The organism is Hydrogenophaga sp. GW823-FHT04C09, assembly GCF_058796355.1.
Genome location: NZ_JBXAIO010000011.1, coordinates 1 through 26,173, shown reverse-complemented (window position 1 = coordinate 26,173; position 26,173 = coordinate 1). Strand labels below are relative to the sequence as shown.

Sequence of the window (26,173 nt, the reverse complement as noted above, 5' to 3'; positions counted from 1 at the left end):
GGCAGGTCAATGCCGGGCCGGATCACGCGCGGCCACAACGGGCCGCACGTCCACCGCACAGTACTTCAATTCCGCGATCTTGCCCACCGGGTCCAGGGCGGGGTTGGTGAGCAGGTTGGCCGCGGCCTCGGCGTAGGCGAAAGGAATGAAGGCGGTCTCGCGTGGCATGCCGTCGTCGATCCGCACCGGCAGGGCCACCTCGCCGCGCCGGGAGCGCACCTGCGCTTGCGCGCCGGCCCACAGCCCGAGCCGCCGGGCGGTCTCGGGGTGCAGGCTCACCACGGGGCTGGGTTCGAGCGCGTCGAGCACGCCGCTGCGCCGCGTCATGCTGCCGGTGTGCCAGTGTTCGAGCTGGCGGCCGGTGATGAGCACCATGGGGAATTCGGCGTCGGGCTGCTCGGCCGGCGGCGTGAGCACCGCCCCCACCAGCGAGGCGCGGCCGCTGGGCGTGGGGAAGCCGTCGGTGAACACCACCGGCTGGCCGGGGTCGGCGTCGTCCGCCACCGGGTAGGTGACCGCGCCCTCGCGGCGCAGGCGCGACCACGACAGGCCGGCGATGCTGGGCATGAGGGCGCGCATTTCCTCAAACACGGCGCCGATGCCCTGCGCGGCGTCGTCCGTCCCGCTGCCGTCGGCGGCGACGCCGTAGGTCCAGCCCAGGCCGAGGCGGCGCGCGAGCTGTTCGGTGATCCAGGCGTCGGCGCGCGCGTCGCCCGGCGCGGGCACGGCCTTGCGGCCGAGCTGCACGCAGCGGTCGGTGTTGGTCACGCTGCCGGTCTTCTCGGGCCAGGCGGTGGCGGGCAGCACCACGTCGGCCAGGCTGGCGGTCTCGGTGAGGAAGATGTCCTGCACCACCAGGTGGTCCAGCCCCGCGAGCGCCTCGCGCGCGTGGGCCGCGTCGGGGTCGCTCATGGCCGGGTTCTCGCCCTGGATCAGCATGGCGCGGATCTCCTTGCGGTGGGCCGCGTCGACGATCTCCACCACCGTGAGGCCGGGTTCGCTGCGCAGCGTGCCGGGCGCGAGGTGCCACAGGCGCTCGGCCTTCTCGCGCGCCGGGCCGTCGGCCACGCGCTGGTAGTCGGGCAGCACCATGGGGATGAGCCCGGCGTCGCTCGCGCCTTGCACGTTGTTCTGGCCGCGCAACGGGTGCAGGCCGGTGCCGGGCCGACCGATCTGGCCGGTGACCAGCGCGAGCGCGATCAGGCAGCGCGCGTTGTCGGTGCCGTGCGTGTGCTGGCTGATGCCCATGCCCCAGAGGATCATGGAGTTCTTCGCCGTGGCGTAGGCGCGCGCGACCTCGCGCAGCGTGGCCGCGTCGATGCCGCAGACCGGCGCCATCGCCTCGGGCGAGAAGTCAACCAGGTGGGCCTTGAGCTGCGCGAAGTCCAGCGTGTGGGCTTCGATGTAAGCCGGGTCGGTGAGGCCTTCGAACACGATGGTGTGCAGCAGCGCGTTGAGCAGGGCCACGTCGGTGCCGGACTTGAAGCCCAGGTGCTTCCAGCTGTGGCGCGCGAGCTCGGTGCGGCGCGGGTCGGCCAGCACCAGCTTCAGGCCGTTTTTCTTCACCGCGTTCTTGATCCAGGTCGCGCCCACGGGGTGGTTCTGCGCCGGGTTGGCGCCGATCAGCAGCACGAAGTCGGCGAACTGCACGTCGCGCAGCGGGTTGGTGACCACCGCCGAGCCCAGGCCTTCCATCAGCGCGGCCACGCTGGAGGCGTGGCACAGGCGGGTGCAGTGGTCCACGTTGTGCGTGTCGAACGCGGTGCGGATCAGCTTCTGGAACAGGTAGGCCTCTTCGTTCGTGCCCTTGGCCGAACCGAAGCCGGCCACCGGGCCCTGGCGCCCGCGCGCCGGTGTGGCGGCCAGGGCCTGGCGGAAACCTTCGGCGGCGGCGTCCAGCGCCTCGTCCCAGCTGGCTTCGCGGAAGCGCTCGCGCACCTGCTCGGGCGTGAGGCGGCGCAGCTCGCCGTGCGGGTCCTTGGGCACGCCGGCGCGGCGGATCAGCGGGCGCGTGAGGCGCTCGGGGCTGTGCGCGTAGTCGAAACCGAAGCGGCCCTTGACGCACAGGCGGCCTTCGTTGGCCGGCCCGGCGATGCCTTCGACGTGTTCGATCTGGTCGTCGTTGACGTGGTAGGTGAGCTGGCAACCGACGCCGCAGAAAGGGCAGACCGAGTCGACCTGCTGCTGCGAGGGTTTGGCGAAGGCGCCATTGGCCGGCGCGATGGCGCCCGTGGGGCAGGCCTGCACGCACTCGCCGCAGGCCACGCAGGTGCTGGCGCCCATGGGGTCGTTCTGGTCGAACACGATCTGCGCGTGGCCGCCCCGGAAGGCCAGGCCCAGCACGTCGTTGCCCTGGGTCTCGCGGCAGGCGCGGATGCAGCGCGTGCACTGAATGCAGGCATCGAGGTTCACGGCCATCGCCGGGTGGCTCAGGTCGTGCGCGGCGGCGGCGCGCGCGGGGAAACGCCCGGGCAAGGCGCCGGCCACCTCGGCCCAGTGCGCCAGCTCGCTGTCGAACTTGAGCGCGGCGGTGTCGGGCGCGTCGGACAGCAGCAGCTCCAGCACCGTCTTCTGCGCGGCGCTGGCGCGGGCGTTGTCGCTGTGCACCACCATGCCGGCGCTGGGCGCGCGGCAGCACGAGGGCGCGAGCACGCGCTCGCCTTCGATGTCGACGACGCAGGCGCGGCAGTTGCCGGGGCTGCGCAGGCCGTCCTTGTGGCACAGGTGCGGAATCTCCACGCCCGCGCGCTGCGCGGCTTTCAGGATGCTCTCGCCGGGCGCGGCTTCCAGCGCGCGGCCGTTGAGGGTGAAGGCGATCGGCGTCGCGTCCAGGGGCAGGTCGTCGGTCTTCATGCCGCACCTCCGGCGTTCACTTCATGGGCAAAGAAGCGCAGCACGCTATCCACCGGGTTGGGCGCGGCCTGACCCAGGCCGCAGATGCTGGCGTCGCGCATCACCTGCGAGAGCTCACCGAGCAGCGGCGCGTTCCACACCGGCGCCTGCATGAGCTGCACCGCCTTCGTGGTGCCGGCGCGGCAGGGTGTGCACTGGCCGCAGGACTCGTGCTCGAAGAACTGCATGAGGTTGAGCGCGGCGCCGCGCGCCGTGTCGTGCTGGCTCATCACCACCACGGCCATGGAGCCGATGAAGCTGCCGTGGTCAACCAGGGTGTCGAAGTCCAGCGGCACGTCGGCCAGCGAGGCCGGCAGGATGCCGCCCGAGGCCCCGCCCGGCAGGTAGGCGTAGAGCGTGTGGCCTTCGGCCATGCCGCCCGCGTGTTCGTTGACGAGCTCGCGCAAGGTGATGCCGGCGGGCGCCAGGTGCACGCCCGGCTTGTTGACGCGGCCCGAGACCGAGAAGCGCCGCAGGCCGGTGCGCCCGCGCAGGCCCTCGCCGGCCAGCCAGGCGCCGCCCTTGGCCAGGATCAGCGGCAGCCACCACAGCGTTTCGGGGTTGTGCGCCAGCGTGGGCCGGCCGAACACGCCGTGCATCGCCACGATGGGCGGCTTGAGCCGCGGCAGGCCGCGCTTGCCTTCCACCGATTCGATCAGCGCCGACTCTTCGCCGCAGATGTAGGCGCCCGCGCCGCGCCGCAGCTCGATGCGCGGGGGCGTGTAGCCGGGGTGCTGTTCGATCAGCGCGCGCAGGGTGGCGTCGAGCCGCGCGAGTTCGCGCGTGAGCAGTTCGCGCACGTCGTGGTATTCGTCGCGCAGGTAGATCCAGGCGTGCGAGATGCCCACCACCTGGGCGGCGATCAGCAGGCCTTCGAGCATCTGCGGCGCGCCGGCCTCGGCGCTGCTGAGCACCTGCCAGTCCTTGAAGGTGCCGACCTCACCCTCGTCAATGTTGACCACCATGTGGCGCGGGCCGGGCTGGGCGCGCACCGTCTCCCACTTGCGCCAGGACGGAAAGCCCGCGCCGCCCAGGCCACGCAGGTTGGAGGCTTTCAATTCGATCAGGACCTGTTCGGCGCTGAGCGCACCTGCGAGCAGGCTTCGCAGTTGTTTGAATTCAGAGCCGGCTGGCTCGGGCAGCTGGCGCGGCCCCGTCTCGCCGCTGGCGAGCAAGGCCTGCACGCCTGCCACGCTGGCTTGCGGCAGTTGCCGCTGGCCCACGCAGGCGGCGGGCGCCACATGGCACTGGCCGATGCAGGGCGCGGCCTGCGCGCGCACCGTGCCATCGCCCGCCAGCGCGGTCTGCAGGTCGGCCAGCAGTTCCTCACCGCCGGCCATGGCGCACGAGAGGCTGGTGCACACGCGCACCACGGTCCGTGGCACGGGCGCGGCGTCGTCCACGATCTCGAAGTGGTGGTAGAAGCTCGCGACCTCGAACACCTCGACCTGGCTCAGCCGCAGGCGCTCGGCCAGCGCGGCCAGGTGGCCGTGGCGCAGCGCGCCCTCGGCATCCTGCAGGCGGTGCAGGTGTTCGATCAGCAGGTCGGCGCGCGGCGCCAGGCCATCGCACAGCGCGGCCACGCGCTCGCGTGCTTCGGGTGAGGTCTGCCTCCCCTTGGGCGTGTGGCGCGCCTTGCCGCGCCCCATCGCCTCGATCGGGCGGATGGGAATCACGGTGCTGGTGGGGCGCTCGGGGGTCTCGTGGGCCGTCGTTCTGGTCATTTTTTCAGCGTAGCACCGTATGGGTTGTTTTAATATGTTTGGCAGTTCATAAAGTCGGGCTTCCCCCCATGCTGCGCATCACCCTCCAACCCCAATGGCGCATCGCCCAGGAAGACGGCCTCGCGCTCGACGCCAACACCTTGCTCGGCCTGCTCGCGGCCGTGCAGGGTTCGGGCAGCATCTCGCAGGCCGGGCGCGAGCTGGGCCTGTCGTACCGCCACGCCTGGGGCCTGCTGCAACAGGCCGAGCAGCTGTTCGGCCAGCCGCTGCTGGTGCGCGGGCGCGGGCGCGGCTCGGCGCTCACGCCGCTGGGTGAAAAACTCATCTGGGCCGATGCGCGCATCGGCGCGCGCCTGCAACCCTTGCTCGAATCGCTGGCCTCGGAACTCGAAGGCGAGCTCGGGCGCGTGCAGCGCCGCCAGCGCGCCGTGCCGCGCCTGCACGCCAGCCACGGCTTCGCGGTGGCCGCGCTGCGCGAGCAGCTGGCGGCGCGCCAGGTGCCGGTGGAGCTGCGTTACCGCAGCAGCCTGGAGGCCGTGGCCGCGCTCGCGCAGGGCGATTGCGAGCTGGCGGGTTTTCACGTGCCGCTGGGCGAGTTCGAGGCCGCCGCCGCCCAGCGCTACCTGACCTGGCTCAAGCCCGACCAGCACCTGCTGGTGCAGCTGGCGGTGCGCACGCAGGGGCTGTTCGTGGCGGCGGGCAACCCGCTGGGCCTGCGCGGCCTGGCCGATCTCGCGCGGCCCGGGCTGCGCTTCGTCAACCGGCCCGAGGGCTCGGGCACGCGGGTGTTGACCGACCTGCTGCTCAAGCGCGAAGGCATCGCGCCGCAGGCGGTGGCGGGTTACGACAACACCGAGCTCACCCACGCCGCCGTGGCCGCCTACGTGGCCAGCGGCATGGCCGACGTGGGCATCGGTGTGCAGACCGCCGCGCACCGCTTCGGCCTGCATTTCATTCCGTTGCTGAAGGAGCGCTACTTCTTCGCGCTGCCGGCCGACGCGCTGGACCGCGCCGAGCTGCGCCCGGTGCTCACGGTGCTGCGCTCACCGGCGTTCCGCGCGCGCGTGGCCGCGCTCAAAGGGTATGAAGCCGCCCACACCGGCGAGGTGATGGGCGTGGCCGCTGCTTTTCAAACTTAAGAGCCCCCACGCTCCGTCGCTGCGCGGGTCGCTGCCCCCCAAAGGGGGCTGGGCCTGCCTTGGGAGCGGCCCGGCGGCTAGCCCGTCTGAGACCGGCGCACGCCTTCGGGCCGCTGCGCCGCCGCGCCCCACTGGGTCTCGAACCAGCTGTCGCCGTCCAGGTAGGCGCGCAGCATGGGCAGGGCGTCCTGTCCCCAGAACACGCGGCCGTCCACCACCATCGCCGGCACACCGAACAGGCCGAGCGCGAGCGCCTCGTCGGTGTTGGCGCGCAGGCGCTGCTTGACCACCTCGCTGTCGGGCGCGTTCCACGGCTTGCCGCGCTGCGCCATGTGGTCCTGCAGCAGGGCCTGCAACTCGGCCAGCCGCGCCGGGTCGGCGGCGTCGAGCCCACCGCGCCAGACATGGCGGAACAGCAGCTCGGTGACGTAGCGGTTGGTCTCGCCCGGCGCATCGTCCGTCGCGCAGGCCAGGCCCAGGCGCAGCAGGGGCAGCGGGTTGAACGGGTGCGCGGCCGGCATGTCGAGCGCCACGCCGTGGTGGTGCCCGAGCCAGCTCACGTGGCGGTAGGTCCAGTCGCGCTTGGCCGGGATCTCGGCCGGGCCCAGCTGGCCGTGCGCCTTGAGCAACGCGGCGAACAGCACGGGCCGGTAGCGCACCTGCACGCTGTGGCCCATCAGGGCTTCGGGCAGGCGTTCGAACGCCAGATGGGCGTAAGGCGAGATCGGGTCGTAGAAGAAGCGGATGTCGGTCATGAAGATCTCGTGTGCGAAGGCGTCAAGGCGCCAGCTGCCGGGCTTCGATCTGCTGCCAGATCACCAACTTGTCCGCATCGCTGGCACGGCTCCAGAAACCGATTTCTTCCAGCGTGCGGAAGCACCCCTTGCAGCGGCTGCGGGCCTCGTCCATTTCGCACACCGAGATGCACGGCGAAGGCACGCCCGGGCGCAGACCGGCGCGGCGGCGGGCGGCCTGCAGGGTGATCGTGGGGGTCTCCAGGCTCATGGGGTCAGGCCACCACGGTGACGTCGTGCACCGGCGCGCCGGTCAGCGACTGGAGTTCCACGGGGCTGAGGCGGAACACGGCGTGCGGGTGGCCGGCCGCAGCCCAGATCTCGTCGAAGCGCGAGAGCTGGGCGTCGATCAGCGTGACGGGCGCTTCGGCGTGCGCCAGCGGTGAGACACCGCCGATGGAAAACCCGGTGCGCGCCTTGACGAAGTCGGCATCGGCCCGGCCGAGCTTGCCGCCATCGGCGCAGACCAGGGCCTGCACCTTCTTCTCGTCCACCCGCAGATCGCCCGAGGTGATGACCAGCACGGCCGCGTCGTCACTCTTGCGGCGAAAGATGATGCTCTTGGCGATCTGGCCCAGGGCCACGCCGAGGGCGTCGGCCGCCTGCTGCGCGGTGCGCGCGGCGCCGTCGAGCATCACGGGGGCGTGGGCATGGCCCGCGTCCTGCAGCACGCGCGCCACGCGCTGCACGGTCTCAGGCAAGGCCTGCAATTCGGCTCCACACATGGTTGCGGTCCTTCAGGCGGCGCGTTTGACGAGCAGCAGGCTCGCGCCCATGGCCATGAGCACGCCGCCGAACACGCGGTTCTGCGCACGCCGGGCGCGGGCCGTGGCCAGCCAGCGCTGGGCGCGCGAGGCCAGGAAGGCGTAGCCGTGCATCACGATCAGATCGACCACCACCGTGGTGGCCAGCAGGATCAGCAACTGCAACCCGAGGCCGCGCTGGGGGTCGATGAATTGCGGCAGCACGGCCACCATGAACACAATGCCCTTGGGGTTGGTCACGTTGGTGAAGAAACCCATGACGAAGCGCTCGCGCGCCGAGGGCACGGCCACCTGGGCCGGTGCCGCCCCGTCCGCCTCGGGCACCACGCCCACGCGGGCGCGCCACTGGTTGAAGCCGAGCCAGATCAGGTAGCCCGCGCCCGCGAACTTCACCACGGTGAAGGCGGTGGCCGAGGCCAGCAGCAAGGCGCCGACGCCCACACCGGCCACCAGCAGGATCACCGCCAGCCCCAGTTGCAGGCCCGCGATGGTCGTGCTGGTTTTCTTCACGCCATAGGCCAGGCCGTGCGTCATCGACAGCACCGCGCCCGAACCGGGCGAGAGCGCGATGGCCCACGAGGCCACGAAATACGCCATCCAGACTTGCAGTTCCATATTGCTTTCTTTCAGCCCGCGCGCTTGGCGAGCAATGCGCGGGCCACGCGCGAGCCGGTGGACCGGCCGAGCTGTTCGCTGATGTAGACGCCGGCATCCACCAGCGCGTCGAGGTCGATGCCGGTGGCGATGCCCATGCCGTGCAGCAGGTAGACCACGTCTTCGGTCGCCACGTTGCCGGTGGCGCCCTTGGCGTAGGGGCAGCCGCCCAGGCCGGACACGGAGGACTGGAAGTTCCAGACCCCCATCTCCAGCGCGGCCAGGGTGTTGGACAGCGCCTGGCCGTAGGTGTCGTGGAAGTGGCCCGAGACGTCGTCGATGCCGTAGTGCTTCAGCGTGGCCTCCATCGCGGCCTGCACCTTGCGTGGCGTGCCCACGCCGATGGTGTCGGCCACGTCCACGCGCTGCACGCCGATGCCCTTCATGAGCCCGGCCAGGTAGGCCACGCGCTCGGGCGCAATCTCGCCTTCGTAGGGACAGCCCACGGTGCAGCTCATGGCGCCGCGCACGGCGATGCCGGCCGCGCGCGCGGCCTCGACCACGGGCGCGAAGCGCTCGATGCTCTCGGCGATCGAGCAGTTGATGTTCTTCTGGCTGAAGGCCTCGCTGGCCGCGCCGAACACGACGATCTCGTCCGGCTTGTCGGCCACGGCAGCCTCGTAGCCCTTGAGGTTGGGCGTGAGCACCGAGTAGCGGACGCCGCCCTGGCGCCGGATGCCGCCCATGACCTCGTGGTTGTCGGCCATCTGCGGCACCCACTTGGGGCTCACGTAGCTGGTGACCTCGATCTCTTTCAGCCCGGCGGCCTGCAGGCGGTGCACCAGCTCGACCTTGACGGCCGCAGGCACCGGCTGCTTCTCGTTCTGCAGCCCGTCGCGGGGGCCGACGTCGATGAGCTGGACGCGGGAGGGCAGTTTCATGGGGGTCTTTCGAGGGGGTCAGTACCCGCGCACCGGATCGACCACGCCGGCGATCGGGTCCCCGCGTTCGAACGCGAGGATCTTGCCGGCAATCTGGGCGATGCTTTCTTCGCGCAGCGTGCGCGCCGAGGTGTGGGGCGTGACCGTGATTTTCGGGTGTTTCCAGAAACCATGCTGGGCGGGCAGCGGCTCGGTGCGGAACACATCGAGCGTGGCGCCGGCCAGGTGGCCGCTCTCCAGCAGCGCGAGCAGGTCGTCTTCCACCAGGTGGTCGCCGCGCGCGACGTTGATGACGTAGGCCTCGGGCCGCAGGCGCGAGAGCGTCTCGCGGTTGAGGATGTCGCGTGTGTCGGGCGTGAGCGGCAGCAGGTTGACCAGCACCCGGCACGACGCCAGGAAGCTGTCGAAGGCCGCGTGGCCCGCGTGGCCGATCACGCCGTCGATGACCTTGGGCGAGCGGCTCCAGCCGTGCACCGGGAAATCGAACTGGCGCAGGGCCAGGGCCACGCGCTCGCCCAACACCCCCAGACCCATCACGCCGACGGGGAAATCGGCCCGCAGGCGCGGCTTGCGGTACGACCAGCGGCCCTGCGCCACGTCGGCTTCGTAGGCGTCGAACTCGCGGAAGTGGCGGATCACGGCGTGGCACACGTACTCGGCCATCTGCACCGACATGCCGGCATCGTCGAGCCGCACCACCTTGGCGGCGGGCGGCAGCTTGAGCTTGAGCAGCGCGTCCACGCCCGCGCCGATGTTGAACAGGCCCTTGAGGCCGGGCTGTTCGTCCATGAATTGTTGCGGCGGCGCCCAGACCACGGCGTGGTCGGCCTGGGGCGCGCCGGGTTGCCATTCGGTGACGTTGGCCTGCGGCAGGGCCAGGCGCAGATCGGCCAGCCAGGGGCCGACCCGGGTGTTGACGCAGCAGAAAGTGATGTTCATGCGGCGAGCTTACGCGGCCTCGCGCGGCGGCGCTGTCAGCCCACCGAGAGCTTGAGCAGTTCGGCGCCCTCGTTGACCTGGTCGCCGGGCGCGTAGAGCAGCTCGGCCACGGTGCCGTCGGCCGGCGCGGCGATGGTGTGCTCCATCTTCATCGCCTCCATCACGGCCAGCGCCTGGCCCTTGGTCACCGTGTCGCCGGCCTTGACCGCGAACGACACCACCTTGCCCGGCATGGGCGCGGTGAGGCGCCCGCCTTCGGCGGCGGCTTCGCCCGCGTGGGCCAGGGCATCGATCTCCACGATCTGGGTCGCGCCCAGGGCGCAGAACACATGCACGTTCTCGTCCACCTGCCAGGTCTGCACCGTCTGGCGCTGGCCGTTGAAGCGCAGGTCCATGCGGGTGCCGGTGTCGGCCGGCAGCGCCACGAAGTCCAGCACGGCGTTCACCTCGCCCACGGCGAGCTGCAGCGCGCCGTCGTGCAGGTAGCTCAGGTGGGCCAGCAGGGCTTCGCCCTGGTACTCGAAATCGAAGCGGCGCACGGTGATGCCGTGTGAGCGCCAGCCGTCGCGGCGCGAGAACGGGTCGGCGCCTTCGTCCGCGCGCTCGGCCACCAGGGTCTGCGCCACGGCGGCGGCCACGGCCAGCGGCAGGCCGACCTTGTCCTGGTGGAACAGCGCGGCGGCCTCGCGCGGGATCAGCGCGGTGTCCAGCTCGGCCTGGGCGAACGCGCGGCTGGTGACCACGTGGCGCAGGAACTGCACGTTGGTCGAAAGGCCGACGATGCGCGTCTCGGCCAGCGCGGCGTCCAGCCGCGACAGGGCCTCTTCGCGCGTGGCGCCGTGCACGATCAGTTTGGCGACCATGGAGTCGTAGAACGGGCTGATGGTGTCGCCTTCGCGCACGCCGTCGTCCACCCGCACCGTGCCACGCTCGAAGCTGGTGCAGGCTGGCTTGCGGTAGACGGTGAGCGTGCCGGTGGCGGGCAGGAAGTTGTTGTCCGGCGTTTCGGCGCAGATGCGCGCCTCGATCGCGTGGCCGTGGATGCGCAGGTCTTCCTGCTTCAGCGGCAGGGGCTCGCCGCCGGCCACGCGCAGCTGCCATTCCACCAGGTCCAGGCCGGTGATGGCCTCGGTCACCGGGTGCTCCACCTGCAGGCGGGTGTTCATCTCCATGAAGTAAAAGCGCATGGCCTCGGGGCGGGCATAACCCTCGGGCTGTTCGACGATGAACTCCACCGTGCCCGCGCCCACGTAGTTCACCGCCTTGGCCGCCGCCACCGCGGCCGCGCCCATCTGGGCACGCAGCTCGGGCGTCATGCCGGGCGCCGGCGCTTCTTCCAGCACCTTCTGGTGGCGGCGCTGCACCGAACAGTCGCGCTCGAACAGGTAGACGCAGTCGCCCTGCGTGTCGCCGAACACCTGGATCTCGATGTGGCGCGGGCGCTGCACGTATTTTTCGATCAGCACTGCGTCGCTGCCGAAGCTGTTGCGCGCCTCGCGCTGGCAGCTGGCGAGCGCGGCGGCGAAGTCCTCGCTCTTCTCGACCACGCGCATGCCCTTGCCGCCGCCACCCGCGCTGGCCTTGATGAGCGCGGGGTAGCCGATGCGGTCGGCTTCGCGCTGCAGCAGGGCCGGGTCCTGGTCGGCACCGTGGTAGCCCGGCACCAGCGGCACGCCGGCCTTTTCCATCAGGCGCTTGGACTCCGCCTTCAGGCCCATGGCCTCGATCGCCGACGACGGCGGGCCGATGAAGACCAGGCCGGCCTTCACGCAGGCGTTGGCGAAGGCTTCGTTCTCGCTCAGGAAACCGTAGCCCGGGTGGATGGCCTGCGCGCCCGTGGCCTGCGCCGCCGCGATGATGCGCTCCCACTGCAGGTAGCTTTCCTTGGGCGCGGAGCCGCCAATGTGCACCGACTCGTCGCAGGCGGCCACGTGCTTGGCGCGCGCGTCGGCGTCCGAGTAGACGGCGACGGTCTTCACGCCCAGGCGGCGCGCGGTGGCGGCGACGCGGCAGGCGATCTCGCCCCGGTTGGCAATCAGGATCTTGTGGAACATGGGACTTCCTAGGCGGTGGCGGTGAAGAAGGAGCGCACGCGGCGGAACACCGCGCGCAGGAACTTGAAGAGCATCCAGGTGGCGATCCACATCAGCACGACGGTGATCGCGAGCAACACGACGAAGACCAGTGGGTGGCTGGTGGCAAGCCAGACTGCGCCGACCACCAGGCCGTCCTCGACCAGGCTCATGCCGAGGTTGGAGAACGGCTCGGGCGAGCTGTTGATGGCCGCGCGCGTGGTGGTCTTGGCGGCCTGGCTGGTGGCGGCGAGCGAGCCGCCGAGCAGCGCGGCGGCCAGCGCCACGGTGCCGCCGTCGGCGCCGAACACGCCGGCCGCGAGCGCCGCGCCGGCCGGAATGCGCACCACGCTGTTGACCATGTCCCACAACGAATCGACCACCGGGATCTTGTCGGCGAGGAACTCGACGAAGAGCATGAAGCCGGCCGTGCCCAGCAGCACCGGGTGCTGCAGCGCCTGCAGGCCGGTGGGCAGCTCCATCCAGCCCATGGCGCCGGCCAGGCCGACGATGAACACCACGGCGTACAGGCGAAAACCGCTGGCCCAGCCGAGCGCGCCCGCGAGCGCGAGCAGCTCGGGCGTGCCCAGGGTGTGGAACCAGTCGGCCATGGGGTGCCTCCTCGGGTCAGGCCGCCGGCAGCCAGCCGGGCGGGCGCTTCTGCAGGAAGGACTGCAGGCCTTCGCGGCCTTCGTCGCTGGCGCGCACATCGGCGATGCGGCGCGCCGTCTCGCTGCGCAGGGCTTCGGTGATGGGCTGGCCGCCCACGTCGCGCACCAGGCGCTTGCACTCGCGCGCGGCCTTGGGGCCGTTGGCCACCAGCGTGGCGACGAGCTCGTCCACCTTCGCGTCCAGCGTCTCGGGCGTGGCCAGTTCGTGCACCATGCCCAGCGCGTGCGCGCGCACCGCGCTGAAGCGTTCGGCCGTCACCATGTAGCGGCGCGAGGCCTGCACGCCCAGGGCGCGCGCCACGTAGGGGCTGATGGTGGCGGGCAGCAGGCCCAGGCGGGCTTCGGACAGACAGAAGGTCGCGCCCTCCACCGCCACCAGCACGTCGCAGATCGCCGCCAGCCCCATGCCGCCGGCGTAACAGTCGCCCTGGATGCGGCCGACCACCGGCACCGGGCACTGGTCCAGCGTCCACAGCATATCGGCCAGCTGCTGCGCGTCGGCGCGGTTCTGGTCCCAGCTGTAGCCGGCCATGGTCTTCATCCAGTTCAGATCGGCCCCGGCGCAGAAGGCCTTGCCGTGCGCGCCGAGCACGACCACGCGCAGGGACTCGTCCTGGGCCAGTTCGGTGAAGGTCGCGGTGAGCGCGGCGATCACGTCGTCGTTGAAGGCGTTGCGCACGTCGGGGCGGTTGAGCCACACCTTCGCCACGTGCGGCGTGGGGCGGGTCACATCGATCACGTTGCTCATGTTCAGTCCTGCATCAATAGCGTTTCGCCACTTCTTCCAGCATCACCTCGGTCGCACCGCCGCCGATGGCGAGCACGCGCGCGTCGCGCCACAGGCGCTCGATCGCGGTCTCGCGGATGAAGCCCATGCCGCCATGGAACTGCTGGCAGGTCTGCACCACCTCGTTGACGAGTTCGCCGGTGAGCGCCTTGAGCATGGAGACCTCCTGCACGATGTCGTGCCCCTGGGTCACGCTCCAGGCGCAGTGGTACATGAACTGGCGCGCCGCGCGCGTCTTCGCGTCGAGCATCGACACGCGCTGGCGGATGGTCTGCTTGTCCCACAGCGTGGCGCCGAAGGCCTGGCGCTGGCGCACATAGTCCAGCGTGAGCTTCAGGGCCTGCGTGCAATGGCCGACGGCCATGGCCGCGAGCGCGATGCGCTCGGTCTGGAAGTTCTTCATGACCGAGTAGAAGCCCTTGCCCTGCTCGCCCAGCAAGTTCTCTTCCGGAATGCGCACGTTGTCGAACACGAGCTCGGCCGTGTCGCTGGAGAGCCAGCCGGTCTTCTTGAGCGCGCGGCCGACCGAGAAACCCGGTGTGCCCTTCTCGACGATGAACATGGTCACGTCGTGGCGCGCGGTGCCGGTCTTGGCGGCGACGAAGTACAGGTCGGCGTGCACGCCGTTGGTGATGAACATCTTGGTGCCGTTGAGCACCCACTCGTTGCCTTCCTTGCGCGCCGTGGTGCGGATGCCCGCCACGTCGGAACCCGCACCGGGTTCGGTGATGCCCACGGCAGTGATCACCTCGCCGGCCGTCACGCGCTTCAGGTACTTCGCCTTCTGCGCCGCGTTGCCCGCGTGGTGCAGGTGCGGGCCGGCCATGTCGGTGTGCACCAGCACGGTGATGATGAAGCCGGCGAAGGTGGACTGCGACAGTGCTTCGGCGAACACCAGGTTGGTCAGCGCGTCGGCATCACCACCGCCGTATTCGCCCTCGAACATCAGGCCCAGCAGGCCGGCCTGGCCCATGCGGCGCAGCACGTCGCGCGGCACCATGCCGGTCTCTTCCCAGGCGGCCGCGTGCGGCTCCACCTCGCGTTCGAGGAAGCGCGCGACCTGGTCGCGCAGCAGTTCGTGGTCGGGGTTGTCGTAGATGGTCCTGGCCATGGCATCACATCCGGAAGACGCCGAACTTCGGCTCGCCGATCGGCGTGTTGAGGGTGGCCGAGAGGGCCAGACCGAGCACACGGCGCGTGTCGGCCGGGTCGATCACACCGTCGTCCCACAGGCGGGCGCTGGCGTAGTAGGGGTGCGACTGGTGGGCGAACTGATCCAGCAGCGGCTGCTTGAACTTCGCCTCTTCCTCGGCGCTCCAGCTGCCGCCCTTGCCCTCGATGCCGTCGCGCCGCACGGTGGCCAGCACGCTGGCGGCCTGCTCGCCGCCCATCACGCTGATGCGCGCGTTGGGCCACATCCAGAGGAAGCGCGGGCTGTAGGCGCGGCCGCACATGCCGTAGTTGCCGGCGCCGTAGCTGCCGCCGATGATGATGGTGAATTTCGGCACCTGCGCCGTGGCCACGGCCGTGACCATCTTGGCGCCGTGGCGCGCGATGCCCTCGCTCTCGTACTTGCGGCCGACCATGAAGCCGGTGATGTTCTGCAGGAACAGCAGCGGCACCTTGCGCTGGCAGCACAGCTCGATGAAGTGCGCGCCTTTCTGTGCGCTTTCGGAGAACAGCACGCCGTTGTTGGCGACGATGCCGATCGGCATGCCCTCGATGTGCGCGAAGCCGCAGACCAGGGTGGCGCCGTAGCGCGCCTTGAACTCGTGGAACTCGCTGCCGTCGACCACGCGGGCGATGATCTCGCGCACGTCGTAGGGCTTGCGCGTGTCGACCGGGATGACACCGTAGATTTCCTTCGGGTCGTACAGCGGCGCGCGCGGTTCGCGCAGGGCCTGCGTGGCGACCTTGCGGCGGTTGAGCGTGGCCACGGCCTGGCGCGCCAGCGCGAGCGCGTGCGCGTCGTTCTGCGCCAGGTGGTCGGCCACGCCCGAGAGGCGCGTGTGCACGTCGCCGCCGCCCAGGTCTTCGGCGCTCACGATCTCGCCGATGGCGGCCTTCACCAGCGGCGGGCCGCCCAGGAAGATCGTGCCCTGGTTCTTGACGATGATGGTCTCGTCGCTCATGGCGGGCACGTAGGCGCCGCCGGCCGTGCACGAGCCCATGACGACCGCGATCTGCGCGATGCCGTTGGCGCTCATGTTGGCCTGGTTGTAGAAGATGCGGCCGAAGTGCTCGCGGTCGGGAAACACGTCGTCCTGGTTCGGCAGGTTGGCACCGCCCGAATCCACCAGGTAGATGCAGGTCAGGTTGTTCTGCATCGCCACCTCCTGCGCCCGAAGGTGTTTCTTCACCGTCATCGGGTAGTAGGTGCCGCCTTTCACGGTGGCGTCGTTGCAGACGATCAGGCAGTCCACCCCGCTGACGCGGCCGATGCCGGCGATCACACCGGCGCAGGGCGCGCTGTCGGTGCCGTCGCGGTCGGGGTACATGTTGAGCGCCGCGAGCGGGCTGAGTTCCAGGAAGGGTGTGCCCGGGTCCAGCAGCATCTGCACGCGGTCGCGCGGCAGCAGCTTGCCGCGCGCGGTGTGTTTGGCGCGGGCGGCTTCACCGCCGCCGAGGGTGGCTTTGGCGATCTGGGCCTTGAGGTCGTCGACCACCACCTGCATGGCCTGGGCATTGGCCAGGAAGTCGGCGGAACGGGCGTTGAGTTGTGTCTCCAGGATCGGCATGGCGGCATCCGTTGTGGTGTTTCGGGGCATTGTGGAGGATAGACACGCGGATGAGGGCCGGCCTGCCATGCAGGTTGCAAATACCGCCAGCTCCGGCGAAACTGGCGCCATGCCTACCTCCGTTGACCGCGCCCTCACCCCCATGGCTTTCGTTCGCGCCATGGTGGCGGCCTACCGCGAGCGGGGCGTGGACGCGGCAGGCGCGCTCGAACTGGCACAAATTCCGCCAGGGAAAGTTGATCAGCCGAACGCCCGCATCACCGCCGCCCAGATGGAAGCGGTTTCGGAGGCCGCCATGCGCGAACTCGACGACGAAGGCCTGGGCTGCTTCAGCCGCGCCCTGCCTTGGGGCAGCTACGGCATGCTGGCGCGCGCCTCCCTCTCGGCCCCCACGCTGGGCATGGCGCTGCGGCGCTGGTGCCGCCACCATGGCCTGATCACCGACGATGTGGCGCTCTCGCTGGAGACGGTGAGTGAGCGCGCGCGCCTCGTGCTGCGCCCGCACCGCCGGCCCGGTCCGCTCACCGAGTTCTGCGTGGTCTCGGTGCTTCGCAACATCCACGGCCTGGCGAGCTGGTACGTCGATTCGCGCATCCCGCTGCAGGGTGCGCAGTTTCCCTACGCGCCGCCGCCCCACCTGGACGCGTATGCCGTGCTGTTCGACGGCCCGGCCACCTTCGGCGCGGACGAGGCCGCGATCGCCTTCGACGCGCGTTACCTCACCCTGCCGATGCGGCGCGACGAGGCCGCCATGAACCAGCTGCTGCAGCGCGCCCTGCCGCTCACCGTGCGCTCCTACCGGCGCGACCGCCTGCTGGTGCAGCGTGTGCGCCAGGTGCTGGCGACCCAGCCGCTGGACGCCCACAACGCCGACGACCTCGCCGCGTTGTTGAACGTCTCGGCGCGCACCCTGCACCGCCAGCTCAAGGACGAGGGGGCCTCGCTGCAGGCGCTGAAAGACGAGGTGCGCCGCCAGCGCGCCACCGAGCTGCTGCTGCGCACCCGCCGCCCGATCAAGCAGGTGGCGCAGGCCTGCGGCTTTCAGAACGAGAAGAGTTTCATCCGCGCGTTTCGCGGCTGGACCGGGCGCTCACCGGGCGAGTGGCGCGGCGAACAGCTCGCGCAGCTCGTCCATGTGGCCGAAGACGCGCGCCACCGGTAAGCCCTCGAACGCGCGCCCATGCCCCTCGGGGCAGTAGCCCCACACCGTGGCACCGGCCGCCAGCCCGGCCTGGGCGCCGGTGGCCGTGTCCTCCACCACCAGACAGCGCGCCGGGTCCACGCCCAGGTGCGCGGCGGCGGCCAGGTAAACGTCGGGCGCGGGCTTGGAGCGCGGCTGGTCGTGGCCGCTGAAGACACGGTCTTCGAACAGGGGCAGCATGCCCACAAGGTCGAGCTGCATCACGACCTTGGGCCGGTCGGCGCCCGAGGCGCAGGCGATGCGGCCGGCCACCTGACGGTGGATGGCCGTCACCGCCTCCACCGCGCCCTGCACCGCCTTGAGCTCGGCCAGCAGGCGCGCGTTGCGGCGCGCGTAGAAGCCCTGCAGCCATTCCTCGGTGAACGGTTTGCCGGTCTCGGCCTCGATGCGCGCGCGTTCGTCGCGCACGGCCTTGCCGATGAAGATGTCCATGCACTCGGCCTGGGTCAGCGCCCAGCCGCTCTCGTTGAGCACCTCGCGCAGCACGCCGTTGGTGATGGGCTCGCTGTCCACGAGCACGCCGTCGCAATCAAACAGAACTGCATCAAACATCTTGTCTTTCATTCAGTTGAGGATGTCGCCATCCACATAAAACCAGTGACCGTGCTCGCGCACGAAGCGGCTGCGCTCGTGCAGGCGCTGGCCGCGCCCCTGCACCCGCGAGCGCGCCACGAACTCGACTTCGGCGTGCGTGTCGTCAATGGACTTGTGGTGCTTCGCTTCGAGCCCGAGCCACTTCACACTGCCGTCCAGGTCCAGGGAAGCCGGCCGCTGGCTCGGATGCCAGGTGGCCAGCAGGTGCGCCTCGTCACCGCGCACGAAGGCGGTGTAGCGCGAGCGCATGAGCGCCTCGGCGTCGGGGGCGGGAACGCCGGTGCCGAGGTAGCGGCCGCAGCAATGCGGGAAATCGGGGCCGAGGCCACAAGGGCAGGCGTCTTTCGTCGTGGGCATGAAGAGCCGATTATCGATCCCCTTGCAAGGGTGGGGGCATGGCGAGCGGGTGTTCCAATGGCGCCTCTTGCCTTCGACTTCAAGGACCGCCCATGAGCACGCTCGACACCTTCGCCATCACCCAGAAATGGCCCGCCACCCACCCCGACCGCCTGCAGCTGTACTCGCTGCCCACGCCCAATGGCGTGAAGGTCTCGATCATGCTGGAGGAAACCGGTCTGCCCTACGAGCCGCACCTGGTGAGCTTCGACACCAACGACCAGATGTCGCCGGCGTTTCTCTCGCTCAACCCGAACAACAAGATCCCCGCCATCCTCGACCCGAACGGACCGGACGGCCGCCCGCTGGCGCTGTGGGAGTCGGGGGCCATCCTGGTCTACCTGGCCGGCAAGACCGGCCGTTTCCTGCCCGACGACGCGGCAGGCAAGTACGAAACCCTGCAGTGGCTGATGTTCCAGATGGGCGGCGTGGGCCCGATGTTCGGCCAGCTCGGTTTCTTCCACAAGTTCGCCGGCAAGGACTACGAGGACAAGCGCCCGCGCGACCGTTACGTGAACGAGAGCAAGCGCCTGCTCAAGGTGCTGAACGAGCGCCTGGAAGGCCGCGCCTGGCTGATGGGCGACGCCTACACCATCGCCGACATCGCCACCTGGCCCTGGGTGCGCAACCTGGTCGGCTTCTACGGCGCGGGCGAGATCGTGGGGTTCGCCGACTTCCCGAACCTGAAACGCGTGCTGGAAGCGTTCGAACAGCGCCCCGCCGTGCAGCGCGGCCTGAAAATCCCCGCCCGCGGCTGAAGGGCCTGATCCAGGGACGCCGCGGAACTGGCTTCGCCAGGCCGCAGGCGTCGCCCCCTTGAGGGGGTCGCGCGAAGCGCGGCAGGGGTGGGCTTACTTCCTCCAGAAGTGGGTGGTGAAGAGGACCAGCACGGTCAGGAGTTCCAGCCGGCCGAGCAGCATCGAGAAACTCAGCACCCACAGCTGCACCTCGCTCAGCCCCCCGAAGTGGCCGGTGGGCCCCACCTCGCCCAGGCCCAGGCCGATGGTGTTGACGGTGGCGATCACGGCGGAGAACGCGGTCACCACGTCCATGCCGGTGAGCAGCAGCACCATGGTCAGGCCCACGGTGGTGGCGCCGTAGATGAGCATGAAGCCCAGCACGGCCGTCATCACCGAGGCGGGCATGACCACGCCACCGAGCGTGACCGGATTGACCACGCGCGGGTGGATGATGCGCACCAGCTCGCGCCGGGCCTGCTTGATCAGCAGCACCATGCGGACCATCTTGATGCCACCGCCGGTGGAGCCGGCGCAGGACACGAAGCAGCCCAGGAACAGCAGCAGCACCGGCGCGAACACCGGCCACTTCGCGTAGTCGGCGGAGGCATAGCCGGTGGTGGTCGCCATCGACACGACGTGGAACGCGCTGGTGCGCAACGCTTCGACCCAGTCGCTGTAGCCGCCGTGCGCCACCAGCAGCGTGGCCACCACCACGATGGAGACGGCCATCACGCCGACGTAGGTGCGGATCTCGTTGTCGTCGGTGAGCGGGCGCAACGACCGGCGGCGCAGCACGATGAAGTAGCGCATGAAGCTCACGCCGGAGAGCAGCATGAACACGGTGGCGACGTTCTCGATCGTGGGCGAGTTGAAGTAACCGAAGCTGGCGTCGTGCGACGAGAAGCCGCCCAGGCCCATGGTGGTGCACATGTGCATGAAGGCGTCGGCCCAGCCCATGCCGGCCCAGCGGTAGGCCAGCATGCAGGCCGCCGAGAGCAGCACGTACACGCCCCAGAGGCCGCGCGCGGTTTCCGCGATGCGCGGCGTGAACTTGGTGTCCTTCATCGGCCCCGGCGTTTCGGCGCGGTAGAGCTGCACGCCGCCGAGCCCCAGCAAAGGCAGCACCGCGACCACCAGCAGCATGATGCCCAGGCCCCCGATGTACTGCAGGAAGCAGCGCCACACATTCACCGAGACCGGCAAGGCGTCCAGCCCCGAGATCGCGGTGGCACCCGTCGCGGTGAGCGCGCTCATGGCCTCGAAGTAGGCTTTGGTCACGCCGATGCCGGGCACGGTGTAGAGCAGCGGCGCGGCGGCAAAAGCCGGCAGCACCAGCCACACGAGGTTGACCAGCAGGAAGCCGTCCTTGGTCTGCAGCTCGCGGCGGTGCAGGCGGGTATAGCGCCACAGCACAAGGCCACAGGCCGCCGTGACCGCGAAGCCCACGGCCCAGACCGCCGCGTGGTCGCGCGCGTCCAGGAACCAGGCCCAGGCCAGCGGCACCAGGAAGGCCGGCGCGAACGCGAGCAGGATGCGCGAGAACACGGCGAGAACCGGCAGCACGTTGTACATGGAACGGGGATCTCAGCCGAAGAAGGTGGCGCTCACCTGGAACAGGCGCTCGACCTCGCGGACGAGGCGCTTGTTCGGGATGAAGACGATGATGTGGTCGTCGGTCTCGATCACGGTGTCGTGGTGCGGCATCAGCACCTCGGACTTGCGGCCCTCGCCGCGCACGATGGCGCCGATGCGCGTGCCCTTGGGCAGCTTGACCTCTTCCACCTTGCGGCCGACCAGCTTGCTGGTCTTCACGTCGCCGCGCGCGATGCCTTCGAGTGCCTCGGCCGCACCGCGGCGCAGGCTGTGCACCACGGCCACGTCGCCGCGCCGCAGGTGGGTGAGCAGCTCACCGATGACGGCCTGCGAGGGCGAGATGGCGATGTCGATGGTGCTGCCTTGCATCATGTCGGCGTAGGCGCGGCGGTTGATCAGCGAGAGCACGCGCCCCGCGCCCAACCGCTTGGCCAGCATGGCGGACATGATGTTGTCCTCGTCGTCGCTGGTGAGCGCGAGGAACATGTCCATCTCGCCCACGTTCTCGTCCAGCAGCAGCTCCTCGTCGGCGCCGTCGCCTTGCAGGATCAGCATGTTCGAGGGCAGCTGGCTGGCCAGGTACTCGCAGCGCTTGAGGTCGCGCTCGATGATCTTCACTTCGCACTGGCCCGCGAGGCTGCGCGCCAGCCGCAGGCCGACCTTGCCGCCGCCGGTGATCATGAGCCGGCGCACGGGTTTGTCGATGTTGTGGACCGCGCCCAGCACGTGGCGGATCTTCTCGGTGTCGGCGAGCACGAACACCTCGTCGCCCGCGAGGATGCGGGTCTGCGGCGTGGCTTCCATTTCGGTGTCGAGCCGGTAGAGCGCGACCACGCGCATCTCGGCATGGGGAAAGCGTTCGCGGATTTCGCCGATGGTGTGGCCCACCAGGGCGCCGCCGTGCGCCGCGCGCACCGCGATCAGGCTGGCTCGGCCGTCGGCGAACTCGAGCACCTGCAGGGCTTCGGGGTAGCTGATGAGCTGGTGGATGTAGCGCATCACCGACTCCTCGGGGCAGATCACGTGGTCGACCGCGAAGCCGTTCTTGCCCAACAGTTCGTCGCCTTCGGTGAATTCGGGGGAGCGCAGGCGGGCGATGGTGCTGGGCACGTTGAACACGTCGTGTGCGACTTTGCAGACGACCAGGTTGGTTTCGTCGTGCGCGGCGCAGGCGATGAGCATGTCGGTGTCCTGCGCGCCGGCTTCGCGCAGCACGGAGGGCTGGATGCCGTTGCCGACCACGCCCCGCAGGTCCAGCCGTTCTTCCAGCGCGCGCAGGCGGGCCGGGTCCATGTCGATCACGGTGATGTCGTTCTGCTCGGAGACCAGGCTTTCCGCGACGCTTTCGCCCACGCGGCCGGCTCCCAGGATGATGATGTTCATGGTGGCGCGATCATACGAGGGACGGGTGCATTCCGCGCCTTTCATGCCTGGACCTCGCGGGCTCATGGGCGCCCGGCGCTCTGCTCCGCGGGTGTCCCCCGGCGGCTGGTGCCGCCTCCTCCTTTACCCCGCTGCGCAGAACGCCAGGCACCCATGAGCCAGAAGGGATGTAGGAGCGTCACCGCCCGCACACCAAGAGGTCATCGGCCACCCTCACGGCCGATGACCGCTCTTGCCGGAGAAAAATCAGGCCAGCGCCCGCTGGATCAAAATCTTCTGCACGTCCGAAGTGCCTTCATAGATCTGGCACACCCGCACATCCCGGTAGATGCGCTCCACCGGGAAATCGCTCACATACCCGTAGCCCCCGTGCACCTGGATCGCGTCCGAGCACACCTTCTCCGCCATCTCGCTGGCGAACAGCTTGGCCATGGCGGCCTCCTTCAGGCAGGGCTCCCCGGCGTCGCGCAAGGCCGCCGCATGGTGCACCATCGCGCGCGCCACCTCGATCTGTGTCGCCATCTCGGCCAGCCGGAACCCGACCGCCTGGTGGTTGAAGATCGGCTGGCCAAAACTCTCCCGCTGCTTCGAATAGGTGAGCGCACACTCAAACGCGCTGCGCGCCATGCCCACGCTCTGCGCCGCGATGCCGATGCGACCACCTTCCAGCGCGGACAACGCGATCCGGTAGCCCTCCCCCTCCCCGCCGATCAGGTTCTCGGCCGGCACGCGGCAGTTCTCGAAATTGATCTGCGCCGTGTCGCTGCTGTGCTGGCCCAGCTTGTCCTCCAGCCGCGCGACCACATAACCCGGGGTGTTCGTGGGCACCAGGAAGGCGCTCATGCCCTTCTTGCCCGCGCCTTTGTCCGTCACCGCGATCACGATCGCCAGGTGGCCGTTCTTGCCGCTGGTGATGAACTGCTTGACGCCGTTGATCACGTAGTCGCCGTCGGGCTGCTTCACCGCCGTCGTGCGCAGCGCCGAGGCGTCGCTGCCCACGTGCGGTTCGGTCAGGCAGAACACGCCCAGCATCTGGCCGGCGGCCAGCGGGCGCAGCCATTGGTCCTGCTGCTGGGCATTGCCATAGCGCATCAGGATGGCGTTGACCGGGCAGTTGGTGACCGAGATCGCGGTGCTGGTGCCACCGTCACCGGCCGCGATTTCTTCCAGCACCACGGCCAGGGTCACGTAGTCCAGCCCCGCACCGCCCAGCGCTTCGGGAACACAGATGCCATAGGCGCCCAACTCGGCCAGGCCCTGGTGCACGTCCTTCGGGAAGTGGTGCTCCTTGTCCCACTTCGCCGCGTGCGGCCACAGCTGCTCCTGGGCAAAACTGCGCACCGCGTCGCGGATCATGAGTTGGTCTTGGTTGAGCGGCATGGAAGCGTCTTTCGCAGGAGAGAGGGTTACCAGCTGGCGGCGCGCCGGCCGTCGTGGTGGATGAGGCGGCCGTTGTCTTCGGGAGTGAGCGAGGCCAGCACGCGGCGCAGCCCGGCCACGCTGCGTTCGACCGTCAGCGGCGCGGCACCGCCGCCCATGTCGGTCTGCACCCAGCCCGGGTCCAGCGCCACGCAGGTGGCGCCCGGGTAACTGTGCCGGGCACTGGCCACGGCCATGTTCACGGCCGCCTTGCTCACGCGGTACAGCCAGGCGTCGCTGCCGTCCACCAGGCCGACCTGGCTCATTTCGCTGGAGAAGGCCGCGAAAACCCCACCGGCCGCCTCGACCGCCGGCATCACCTGAGGCATGGCCTGCATCAGGCCGAGCACGTTGGCGTGCATCACGCGGTCGAAGGCCTCGCGCGTGGGCGGCGTCTTCGCGCCGTGGGGGTCGAGCACGCCCGCCACGTACAGGGCCACGTCGAGTTCCTCGCCATCGAGCGACCAGGCCAGGCCGCTCACGCTGGCGGGGTCGGCCACGTCCACACGCAGCGGCTCGGCACCGAGTTCGCGCAGGCGCTCCAGGCCGGCGTCGTCGCGGGCGGTGGCGATCACGCGCTCGCCCGCTTCCAGGTATTGGCGCACGATCTCCAGGCCGATGCCGCGAGACGCGCCGATCACCAGCACGGTGAGCATGGTGGTGCGCCGGGCCTCAGGCCAGTTCGATCGCCATGGCCGTGGCTTCGCCACCGCCGATGCACAGGGTGGCCACGCCCTTCTTGCCGCCCCGCGCCTTCAGCGCGTGCAGCAGCGTGACCAGGATGCGCGCGCCGCTGGCGCCAATGGGGTGGCCCAGCGCGCAGGCGCCGCCGTTGACGTTGACCTTCTCGTGCGGAATCTTCAACTCGGCCATGAGCGCCATCGGCACCACGGCGAAGGCTTCGTTGATCTCCCACAGGTCGACGTCGCCGACCTGCCAGCCGGTCTTCTCCAGCAGCTTCTGCGTGGCGCCCACGGGCGCGGTGGCGAACCAGTTCGGCTCCTGGGCGTGCGTGGCATGGGCCACGATGCGCGCCAGCGGCTTCGCGCCGAGCTGCTTCGCGGTGGACTCGCGCATCAGCACCAGAGCGGCGGCACCGTCGTTGATGGATGAGCTGGAGGCGGCGGTGATGGTGCCGTCCTTCTTGAACGCGGGCTTGAGCGCGGGAATCTTGTCGAGCTTGACCTTGCCTGGGCCTTCGTCGGTGGACACCACGCGCTCGCCGCTGCGGTCCTTCACGGTGACGGGCGTGATCTCGGCGGCGAAGGCGCCGCTGTCGGTGGCGGCCTTGGCACGCGTGACCGACGCGATGGCGAACGCGTCCTGCTGTTCGCGCGTGAAGCTGTATTTGGCGGCGCAGTCTTCACCGAAAGTGCCCATGGAGCGGCCGGCTTCGTAGGCGTCTTCCAGGCCGTCGAGCATCATGTGGTCGTACACCTTGTCGTGGCCCATGCGGTAACCGCCCCGGCCCTTCTGCAGCAGGTAGGGCGCGTTGGTCATGCTTTCCATGCCACCCGCGACCATCACGGTGGCGCTGCCGGCGGCGAGCATGTCGTGCGCCAGCATGGTGGCCTTCATGCCCGAACCGCACATCTTGGACAGCGTGACGGCGCCAGCCGACTTCGGCAGGCCACCCTTGAACGCGGCCTGGCGCGCGGGCGCCTGGCCCTGGCCCGCCATCAGGCAGTTGCCGAACAGCACTTCGTCCACCTGGGCCGGATCCACCCCGGCGCGCTGCACCGCCGCCTGGATGGCCGCGCCACCGAGGTCGTGGGCCGACAGGCTGGCGAAGTCGCTCTGGAAGGCGCCCATGGGCGTGCGCGCGGCGCCGACGATGACGATGGGATCTGCGGACATGGTGAAAACTCCTGATGAACAAAAGTGAAAGGGGATCGGGCCGGCGCACGCGGCCCTGTGGAACTCAGTCGCGTGACCGCACCGCCACGCCTTCGATGGCGCGCAGGTAGACCGCGTCGAGATCGGGGTTGCCGCGCACGGTCATCTGCAGGTCCTGCACGAGGCCGTCCTTGAGGCCATAGACCCAGCCGTGCAGCGCGAGCGGCTGACCGCGGGTCCAGGCGTCCTGCACCACGGTGGTCTGCGCCACGTTGACGACCTGCTCGATGGCGTTGAGCTCGCACAGCGCGTCGTGCCGGTGGCTTTCGGACAGGCCCGCCAACAGGGCGGAGTGGCGGTCGCGCACGTCCTTGATGTGGCGCAGCCAGTTGTCGGCCAGGCCCACGCGCGTGTCGCGCAGCGCGGCGAGCACGCCGCCGCAGCCATAGTGACCCACCACCATCAGGTGCTCGACCTTGAGCACATCGACCGCGTACTGCACCGTCGACAGGCAGTTCAGGTCGGTGGGCACCACCACGTTGGCCACGTTGCGGTGCACGAAGACCTCGCCCGGGTCCAGGCCGGTGATCTGGTTCGCCGGCACGCGGCTGTCGGAGCAGCCGATCCACATGTAGCGCGGGCTCTGCTGTTGCGAGAGCTTGGTGAAGAAGCCGGGACGCTCGGCCTCGACCTGGGCCGCCCAGCGGCGGTTGTGTTCGAGAAGGTGTTGAAGATCGTTGCTCATGGGTGGGATTGTCCGCTCAAGAGGCCTCGGACCTTCACATCGTCTCGGCGAACAGTTCGCGACCGATGAGCATGCGGCGGATTTCGCTCGTGCCCGCACCGATCTCGTACAGCTTGGCGTCGCGCCACAGGCGCCCCAGTGGGTACTCGTTGATGTAGCCGTTGCCGCCGAAGATCTGGATGCCCTCGCCGGCCATCCACGTCGCCTTCTC

The 26,173-nt window shown here is 69.8% G+C and carries 25 protein-coding genes; 3 read left to right on the top strand and 22 right to left on the bottom strand.

All coding sequences use genetic code 11. From position 1 onward, the window contains the following. Positions 1-6 precede the first annotated feature (6 nt). A complete protein-coding gene (locus AC1Q9M_RS23635) occupies positions 7-2,853 on the bottom strand; it encodes a molybdopterin-dependent oxidoreductase (protein ID WP_492436052.1) in 2,847 nt (948 codons plus the stop codon). Next, the gene (locus AC1Q9M_RS23630) at positions 2,850-4,616 is read right to left on the bottom strand and encodes an NADH-ubiquinone oxidoreductase-F iron-sulfur binding region domain-containing protein (RefSeq protein ID WP_492436050.1); all 1,767 of its coding nucleotides are present in this window, start codon (positions 4,614-4,616) and stop codon (positions 2,850-2,852) included. The genes AC1Q9M_RS23635 and AC1Q9M_RS23630 overlap by 4 nt, the downstream gene beginning before the upstream one ends. Positions 4,617-4,684: 68 nt before the next feature. Here AC1Q9M_RS23630 and AC1Q9M_RS23625 point away from each other — a divergent pair, with 68 nt between their 5' ends. Next, the gene (locus AC1Q9M_RS23625) at positions 4,685-5,755 is read left to right on the top strand and encodes a substrate-binding domain-containing protein (RefSeq protein ID WP_492436048.1); all 1,071 of its coding nucleotides are present in this window, start codon (positions 4,685-4,687) and stop codon (positions 5,753-5,755) included. 77 nt (positions 5,756-5,832) lie between these two features. On the opposite strand, the gene AC1Q9M_RS23620 is transcribed toward AC1Q9M_RS23625, so the two are convergent. Genes AC1Q9M_RS23620 through AC1Q9M_RS23570 form a run of 11 tightly spaced genes read right to left on the bottom strand, consistent with a single transcriptional unit; the run spans position 5,833 to position 16,055 of the window. After that, positions 5,833-6,510 (bottom strand): 2-hydroxychromene-2-carboxylate isomerase, encoded by a 678-nt coding sequence (locus tag AC1Q9M_RS23620; protein WP_444688936.1) that lies wholly within the window; start codon positions 6,508-6,510, stop codon positions 5,833-5,835. A gap of 22 nt (positions 6,511-6,532) precedes the next feature. After that, positions 6,533-6,760, bottom strand: coding sequence for a DUF1289 domain-containing protein (locus AC1Q9M_RS23615; protein ID WP_382323014.1), 228 nt, complete (start codon positions 6,758-6,760; stop codon positions 6,533-6,535). A gap of 4 nt (positions 6,761-6,764) precedes the next feature. Beyond that, positions 6,765-7,274, bottom strand: a complete 510-nt coding sequence (locus tag AC1Q9M_RS23610; protein WP_492436045.1) for a YbaK/EbsC family protein — start codon at positions 7,272-7,274, stop codon at positions 6,765-6,767. Between the two features lie 12 nt (positions 7,275-7,286). Next, entirely contained in the window at positions 7,287-7,928 is a 642-nt protein-coding gene (locus tag AC1Q9M_RS23605) for a LysE family transporter (RefSeq protein WP_492436043.1), read from the bottom strand. Positions 7,929-7,939: 11 nt separating this feature from the next. Next, on the bottom strand, positions 7,940-8,848 hold the full coding sequence (locus AC1Q9M_RS23600) for a hydroxymethylglutaryl-CoA lyase (RefSeq protein WP_492436041.1): 909 nt from the start codon (positions 8,846-8,848) through the stop codon (positions 7,940-7,942). 18 nt (positions 8,849-8,866) lie between these two features. Beyond that, positions 8,867-9,787: a 2-hydroxyacid dehydrogenase gene (locus tag AC1Q9M_RS23595; RefSeq protein WP_382323010.1), complete on the bottom strand. Its 921-nt coding sequence runs from the start codon at positions 9,785-9,787 to the stop codon at positions 8,867-8,869. Between the two features lie 35 nt (positions 9,788-9,822). Then, the gene (locus AC1Q9M_RS23590; protein WP_492436039.1) at positions 9,823-11,841 is read right to left on the bottom strand and encodes an acetyl/propionyl/methylcrotonyl-CoA carboxylase subunit alpha; all 2,019 of its coding nucleotides are present in this window, start codon (positions 11,839-11,841) and stop codon (positions 9,823-9,825) included. Positions 11,842-11,849: 8 nt separating this feature from the next. Next, positions 11,850-12,470, bottom strand: coding sequence for a DUF4126 domain-containing protein (locus AC1Q9M_RS23585; protein WP_492436037.1), 621 nt, complete (start codon positions 12,468-12,470; stop codon positions 11,850-11,852). 16 nt (positions 12,471-12,486) lie between these two features. Continuing rightward, positions 12,487-13,278, bottom strand: coding sequence for an enoyl-CoA hydratase/isomerase family protein (locus AC1Q9M_RS23580; protein WP_492436035.1), 792 nt, complete (start codon positions 13,276-13,278; stop codon positions 12,487-12,489). 13 nt (positions 13,279-13,291) lie between these two features. Next, positions 13,292-14,428 (bottom strand): acyl-CoA dehydrogenase family protein, encoded by a 1,137-nt coding sequence (locus AC1Q9M_RS23575; protein ID WP_492436033.1) that lies wholly within the window; start codon positions 14,426-14,428, stop codon positions 13,292-13,294. A 4-nt stretch (positions 14,429-14,432) separates the two neighbouring features. Then, positions 14,433-16,055: a carboxyl transferase domain-containing protein gene (locus AC1Q9M_RS23570; RefSeq protein WP_444688943.1), complete on the bottom strand. Its 1,623-nt coding sequence runs from the start codon at positions 16,053-16,055 to the stop codon at positions 14,433-14,435. Positions 16,056-16,197: 142 nt separating this feature from the next. Between AC1Q9M_RS23570 and AC1Q9M_RS23565 the strand changes: the two genes are divergently transcribed. Beyond that, positions 16,198-17,217 carry an AraC family transcriptional regulator gene (locus tag AC1Q9M_RS23565; RefSeq protein ID WP_382323006.1) on the top strand — a complete coding sequence of 340 codons (1,020 nt, stop codon included), beginning with the start codon at positions 16,198-16,200 and terminating at the stop codon, positions 17,215-17,217. Here AC1Q9M_RS23565 and AC1Q9M_RS23560 read toward each other — a convergent pair. Further along, the gene (locus AC1Q9M_RS23560) at positions 17,146-17,808 is read right to left on the bottom strand and encodes an HAD family hydrolase (protein WP_382323005.1); all 663 of its coding nucleotides are present in this window, start codon (positions 17,806-17,808) and stop codon (positions 17,146-17,148) included. The genes AC1Q9M_RS23565 and AC1Q9M_RS23560 overlap by 72 nt on opposite strands. A gap of 12 nt (positions 17,809-17,820) precedes the next feature. Continuing rightward, on the bottom strand, positions 17,821-18,207 hold the full coding sequence (locus AC1Q9M_RS23555) for a YchJ family protein (RefSeq protein WP_382327568.1): 387 nt from the start codon (positions 18,205-18,207) through the stop codon (positions 17,821-17,823). A 92-nt stretch (positions 18,208-18,299) separates the two neighbouring features. Here AC1Q9M_RS23555 and AC1Q9M_RS23550 point away from each other — a divergent pair, with 92 nt between their 5' ends. After that, on the top strand, positions 18,300-19,004 hold the full coding sequence (locus AC1Q9M_RS23550; RefSeq protein WP_382323003.1) for a glutathione binding-like protein: 705 nt from the start codon (positions 18,300-18,302) through the stop codon (positions 19,002-19,004). Between the two features lie 93 nt (positions 19,005-19,097). Here the strand turns inward: AC1Q9M_RS23550 and AC1Q9M_RS23545 are convergent, their stop codons facing one another. From AC1Q9M_RS23545 to AC1Q9M_RS23515, 7 genes are all read right to left on the bottom strand, one after another. Further along, the gene (locus tag AC1Q9M_RS23545) at positions 19,098-20,558 is read right to left on the bottom strand and encodes a TrkH family potassium uptake protein (protein WP_444688945.1); all 1,461 of its coding nucleotides are present in this window, start codon (positions 20,556-20,558) and stop codon (positions 19,098-19,100) included. A gap of 12 nt (positions 20,559-20,570) precedes the next feature. Next, a complete protein-coding gene (trkA, locus tag AC1Q9M_RS23540; protein WP_382323002.1) occupies positions 20,571-21,962 on the bottom strand; it encodes a Trk system potassium transporter TrkA in 1,392 nt (463 codons plus the stop codon). A 246-nt stretch (positions 21,963-22,208) separates the two neighbouring features. Then, positions 22,209-23,342 carry an acyl-CoA dehydrogenase family protein gene (locus AC1Q9M_RS23535; protein WP_492436029.1) on the bottom strand — a complete coding sequence of 378 codons (1,134 nt, stop codon included), beginning with the start codon at positions 23,340-23,342 and terminating at the stop codon, positions 22,209-22,211. 26 nt (positions 23,343-23,368) lie between these two features. Continuing rightward, positions 23,369-24,037, bottom strand: coding sequence for an SDR family oxidoreductase (locus AC1Q9M_RS23530; RefSeq protein ID WP_492436027.1), 669 nt, complete (start codon positions 24,035-24,037; stop codon positions 23,369-23,371). Positions 24,038-24,053: 16 nt separating this feature from the next. Continuing rightward, complete coding sequence (locus AC1Q9M_RS23525) at positions 24,054-25,238, bottom strand: acetyl-CoA C-acyltransferase (RefSeq protein WP_444688947.1); 1,185 nt, start codon at positions 25,236-25,238, stop codon at positions 24,054-24,056. Between the two features lie 64 nt (positions 25,239-25,302). Continuing rightward, positions 25,303-25,962 carry a carbonate dehydratase gene (can, locus tag AC1Q9M_RS23520; protein ID WP_382323000.1) on the bottom strand — a complete coding sequence of 220 codons (660 nt, stop codon included), beginning with the start codon at positions 25,960-25,962 and terminating at the stop codon, positions 25,303-25,305. A gap of 34 nt (positions 25,963-25,996) precedes the next feature. Next, positions 25,997-26,173, bottom strand: a 177-nt coding sequence (locus AC1Q9M_RS23515; RefSeq protein WP_492436144.1) for an acyl-CoA dehydrogenase family protein, incomplete at its 5' end; no start/stop codon positions are given.

Excerpts from the sequence above, each read along its gene's own strand:
- can (WP_382323000.1), bottom strand. The coding sequence starts at position 25,962 with ATGAGCAACGATCTTCAACACCTTCTCGAACACAACCGCCGCTGGGCG.
- AC1Q9M_RS23630 (WP_492436050.1), bottom strand. The coding sequence starts at position 4,616 with ATGACCAGAACGACGGCCCACGAGACCCCCGAGCGCCCCACCAGCACC.
- AC1Q9M_RS23535 (WP_492436029.1), bottom strand. The coding sequence starts at position 23,342 with ATGCCGCTCAACCAAGACCAACTCATGATCCGCGACGCGGTGCGCAGT.
- AC1Q9M_RS23560 (WP_382323005.1), bottom strand. The coding sequence starts at position 17,808 with ATGTTTGATGCAGTTCTGTTTGATTGCGACGGCGTGCTCGTGGACAGC.
- AC1Q9M_RS23530 (WP_492436027.1), bottom strand. The coding sequence starts at position 24,037 with ATGCTCACCGTGCTGGTGATCGGCGCGTCTCGCGGCATCGGCCTGGAG.
- AC1Q9M_RS23525 (WP_444688947.1), bottom strand. The coding sequence starts at position 25,238 with ATGTCCGCAGATCCCATCGTCATCGTCGGCGCCGCGCGCACGCCCATG.
- AC1Q9M_RS23595 (WP_382323010.1), bottom strand. The coding sequence starts at position 9,787 with ATGAACATCACTTTCTGCTGCGTCAACACCCGGGTCGGCCCCTGGCTG.
- AC1Q9M_RS23565 (WP_382323006.1), top strand. The coding sequence starts at position 16,198 with ATGGCTTTCGTTCGCGCCATGGTGGCGGCCTACCGCGAGCGGGGCGTG.
- AC1Q9M_RS23590 (WP_492436039.1), bottom strand. The coding sequence starts at position 11,841 with ATGTTCCACAAGATCCTGATTGCCAACCGGGGCGAGATCGCCTGCCGC.
- AC1Q9M_RS23620 (WP_444688936.1), bottom strand. The coding sequence starts at position 6,510 with ATGACCGACATCCGCTTCTTCTACGACCCGATCTCGCCTTACGCCCAT.
- AC1Q9M_RS23550 (WP_382323003.1), top strand. The coding sequence starts at position 18,300 with ATGAGCACGCTCGACACCTTCGCCATCACCCAGAAATGGCCCGCCACC.
- trkA (WP_382323002.1), bottom strand. The coding sequence starts at position 21,962 with ATGAACATCATCATCCTGGGAGCCGGCCGCGTGGGCGAAAGCGTCGCG.
- AC1Q9M_RS23545 (WP_444688945.1), bottom strand. The coding sequence starts at position 20,558 with ATGTACAACGTGCTGCCGGTTCTCGCCGTGTTCTCGCGCATCCTGCTC.
- AC1Q9M_RS23570 (WP_444688943.1), bottom strand. The coding sequence starts at position 16,055 with ATGCCGATCCTGGAGACACAACTCAACGCCCGTTCCGCCGACTTCCTG.
- AC1Q9M_RS23610 (WP_492436045.1), bottom strand. The coding sequence starts at position 7,274 with ATGTGTGGAGCCGAATTGCAGGCCTTGCCTGAGACCGTGCAGCGCGTG.
- AC1Q9M_RS23625 (WP_492436048.1), top strand. The coding sequence starts at position 4,685 with ATGCTGCGCATCACCCTCCAACCCCAATGGCGCATCGCCCAGGAAGAC.
- AC1Q9M_RS23600 (WP_492436041.1), bottom strand. The coding sequence starts at position 8,848 with ATGAAACTGCCCTCCCGCGTCCAGCTCATCGACGTCGGCCCCCGCGAC.
- AC1Q9M_RS23580 (WP_492436035.1), bottom strand. The coding sequence starts at position 13,278 with ATGAGCAACGTGATCGATGTGACCCGCCCCACGCCGCACGTGGCGAAG.
- AC1Q9M_RS23605 (WP_492436043.1), bottom strand. The coding sequence starts at position 7,928 with ATGGAACTGCAAGTCTGGATGGCGTATTTCGTGGCCTCGTGGGCCATC.
- AC1Q9M_RS23555 (WP_382327568.1), bottom strand. The coding sequence starts at position 18,207 with ATGCCCACGACGAAAGACGCCTGCCCTTGTGGCCTCGGCCCCGATTTC.
- AC1Q9M_RS23575 (WP_492436033.1), bottom strand. The coding sequence starts at position 14,428 with ATGGCCAGGACCATCTACGACAACCCCGACCACGAACTGCTGCGCGAC.
- AC1Q9M_RS23615 (WP_382323014.1), bottom strand. The coding sequence starts at position 6,760 with ATGAGCCTGGAGACCCCCACGATCACCCTGCAGGCCGCCCGCCGCCGC.
- AC1Q9M_RS23585 (WP_492436037.1), bottom strand. The coding sequence starts at position 12,470 with ATGGCCGACTGGTTCCACACCCTGGGCACGCCCGAGCTGCTCGCGCTC.
- AC1Q9M_RS23635 (WP_492436052.1), bottom strand. The coding sequence starts at position 2,853 with ATGAAGACCGACGACCTGCCCCTGGACGCGACGCCGATCGCCTTCACC.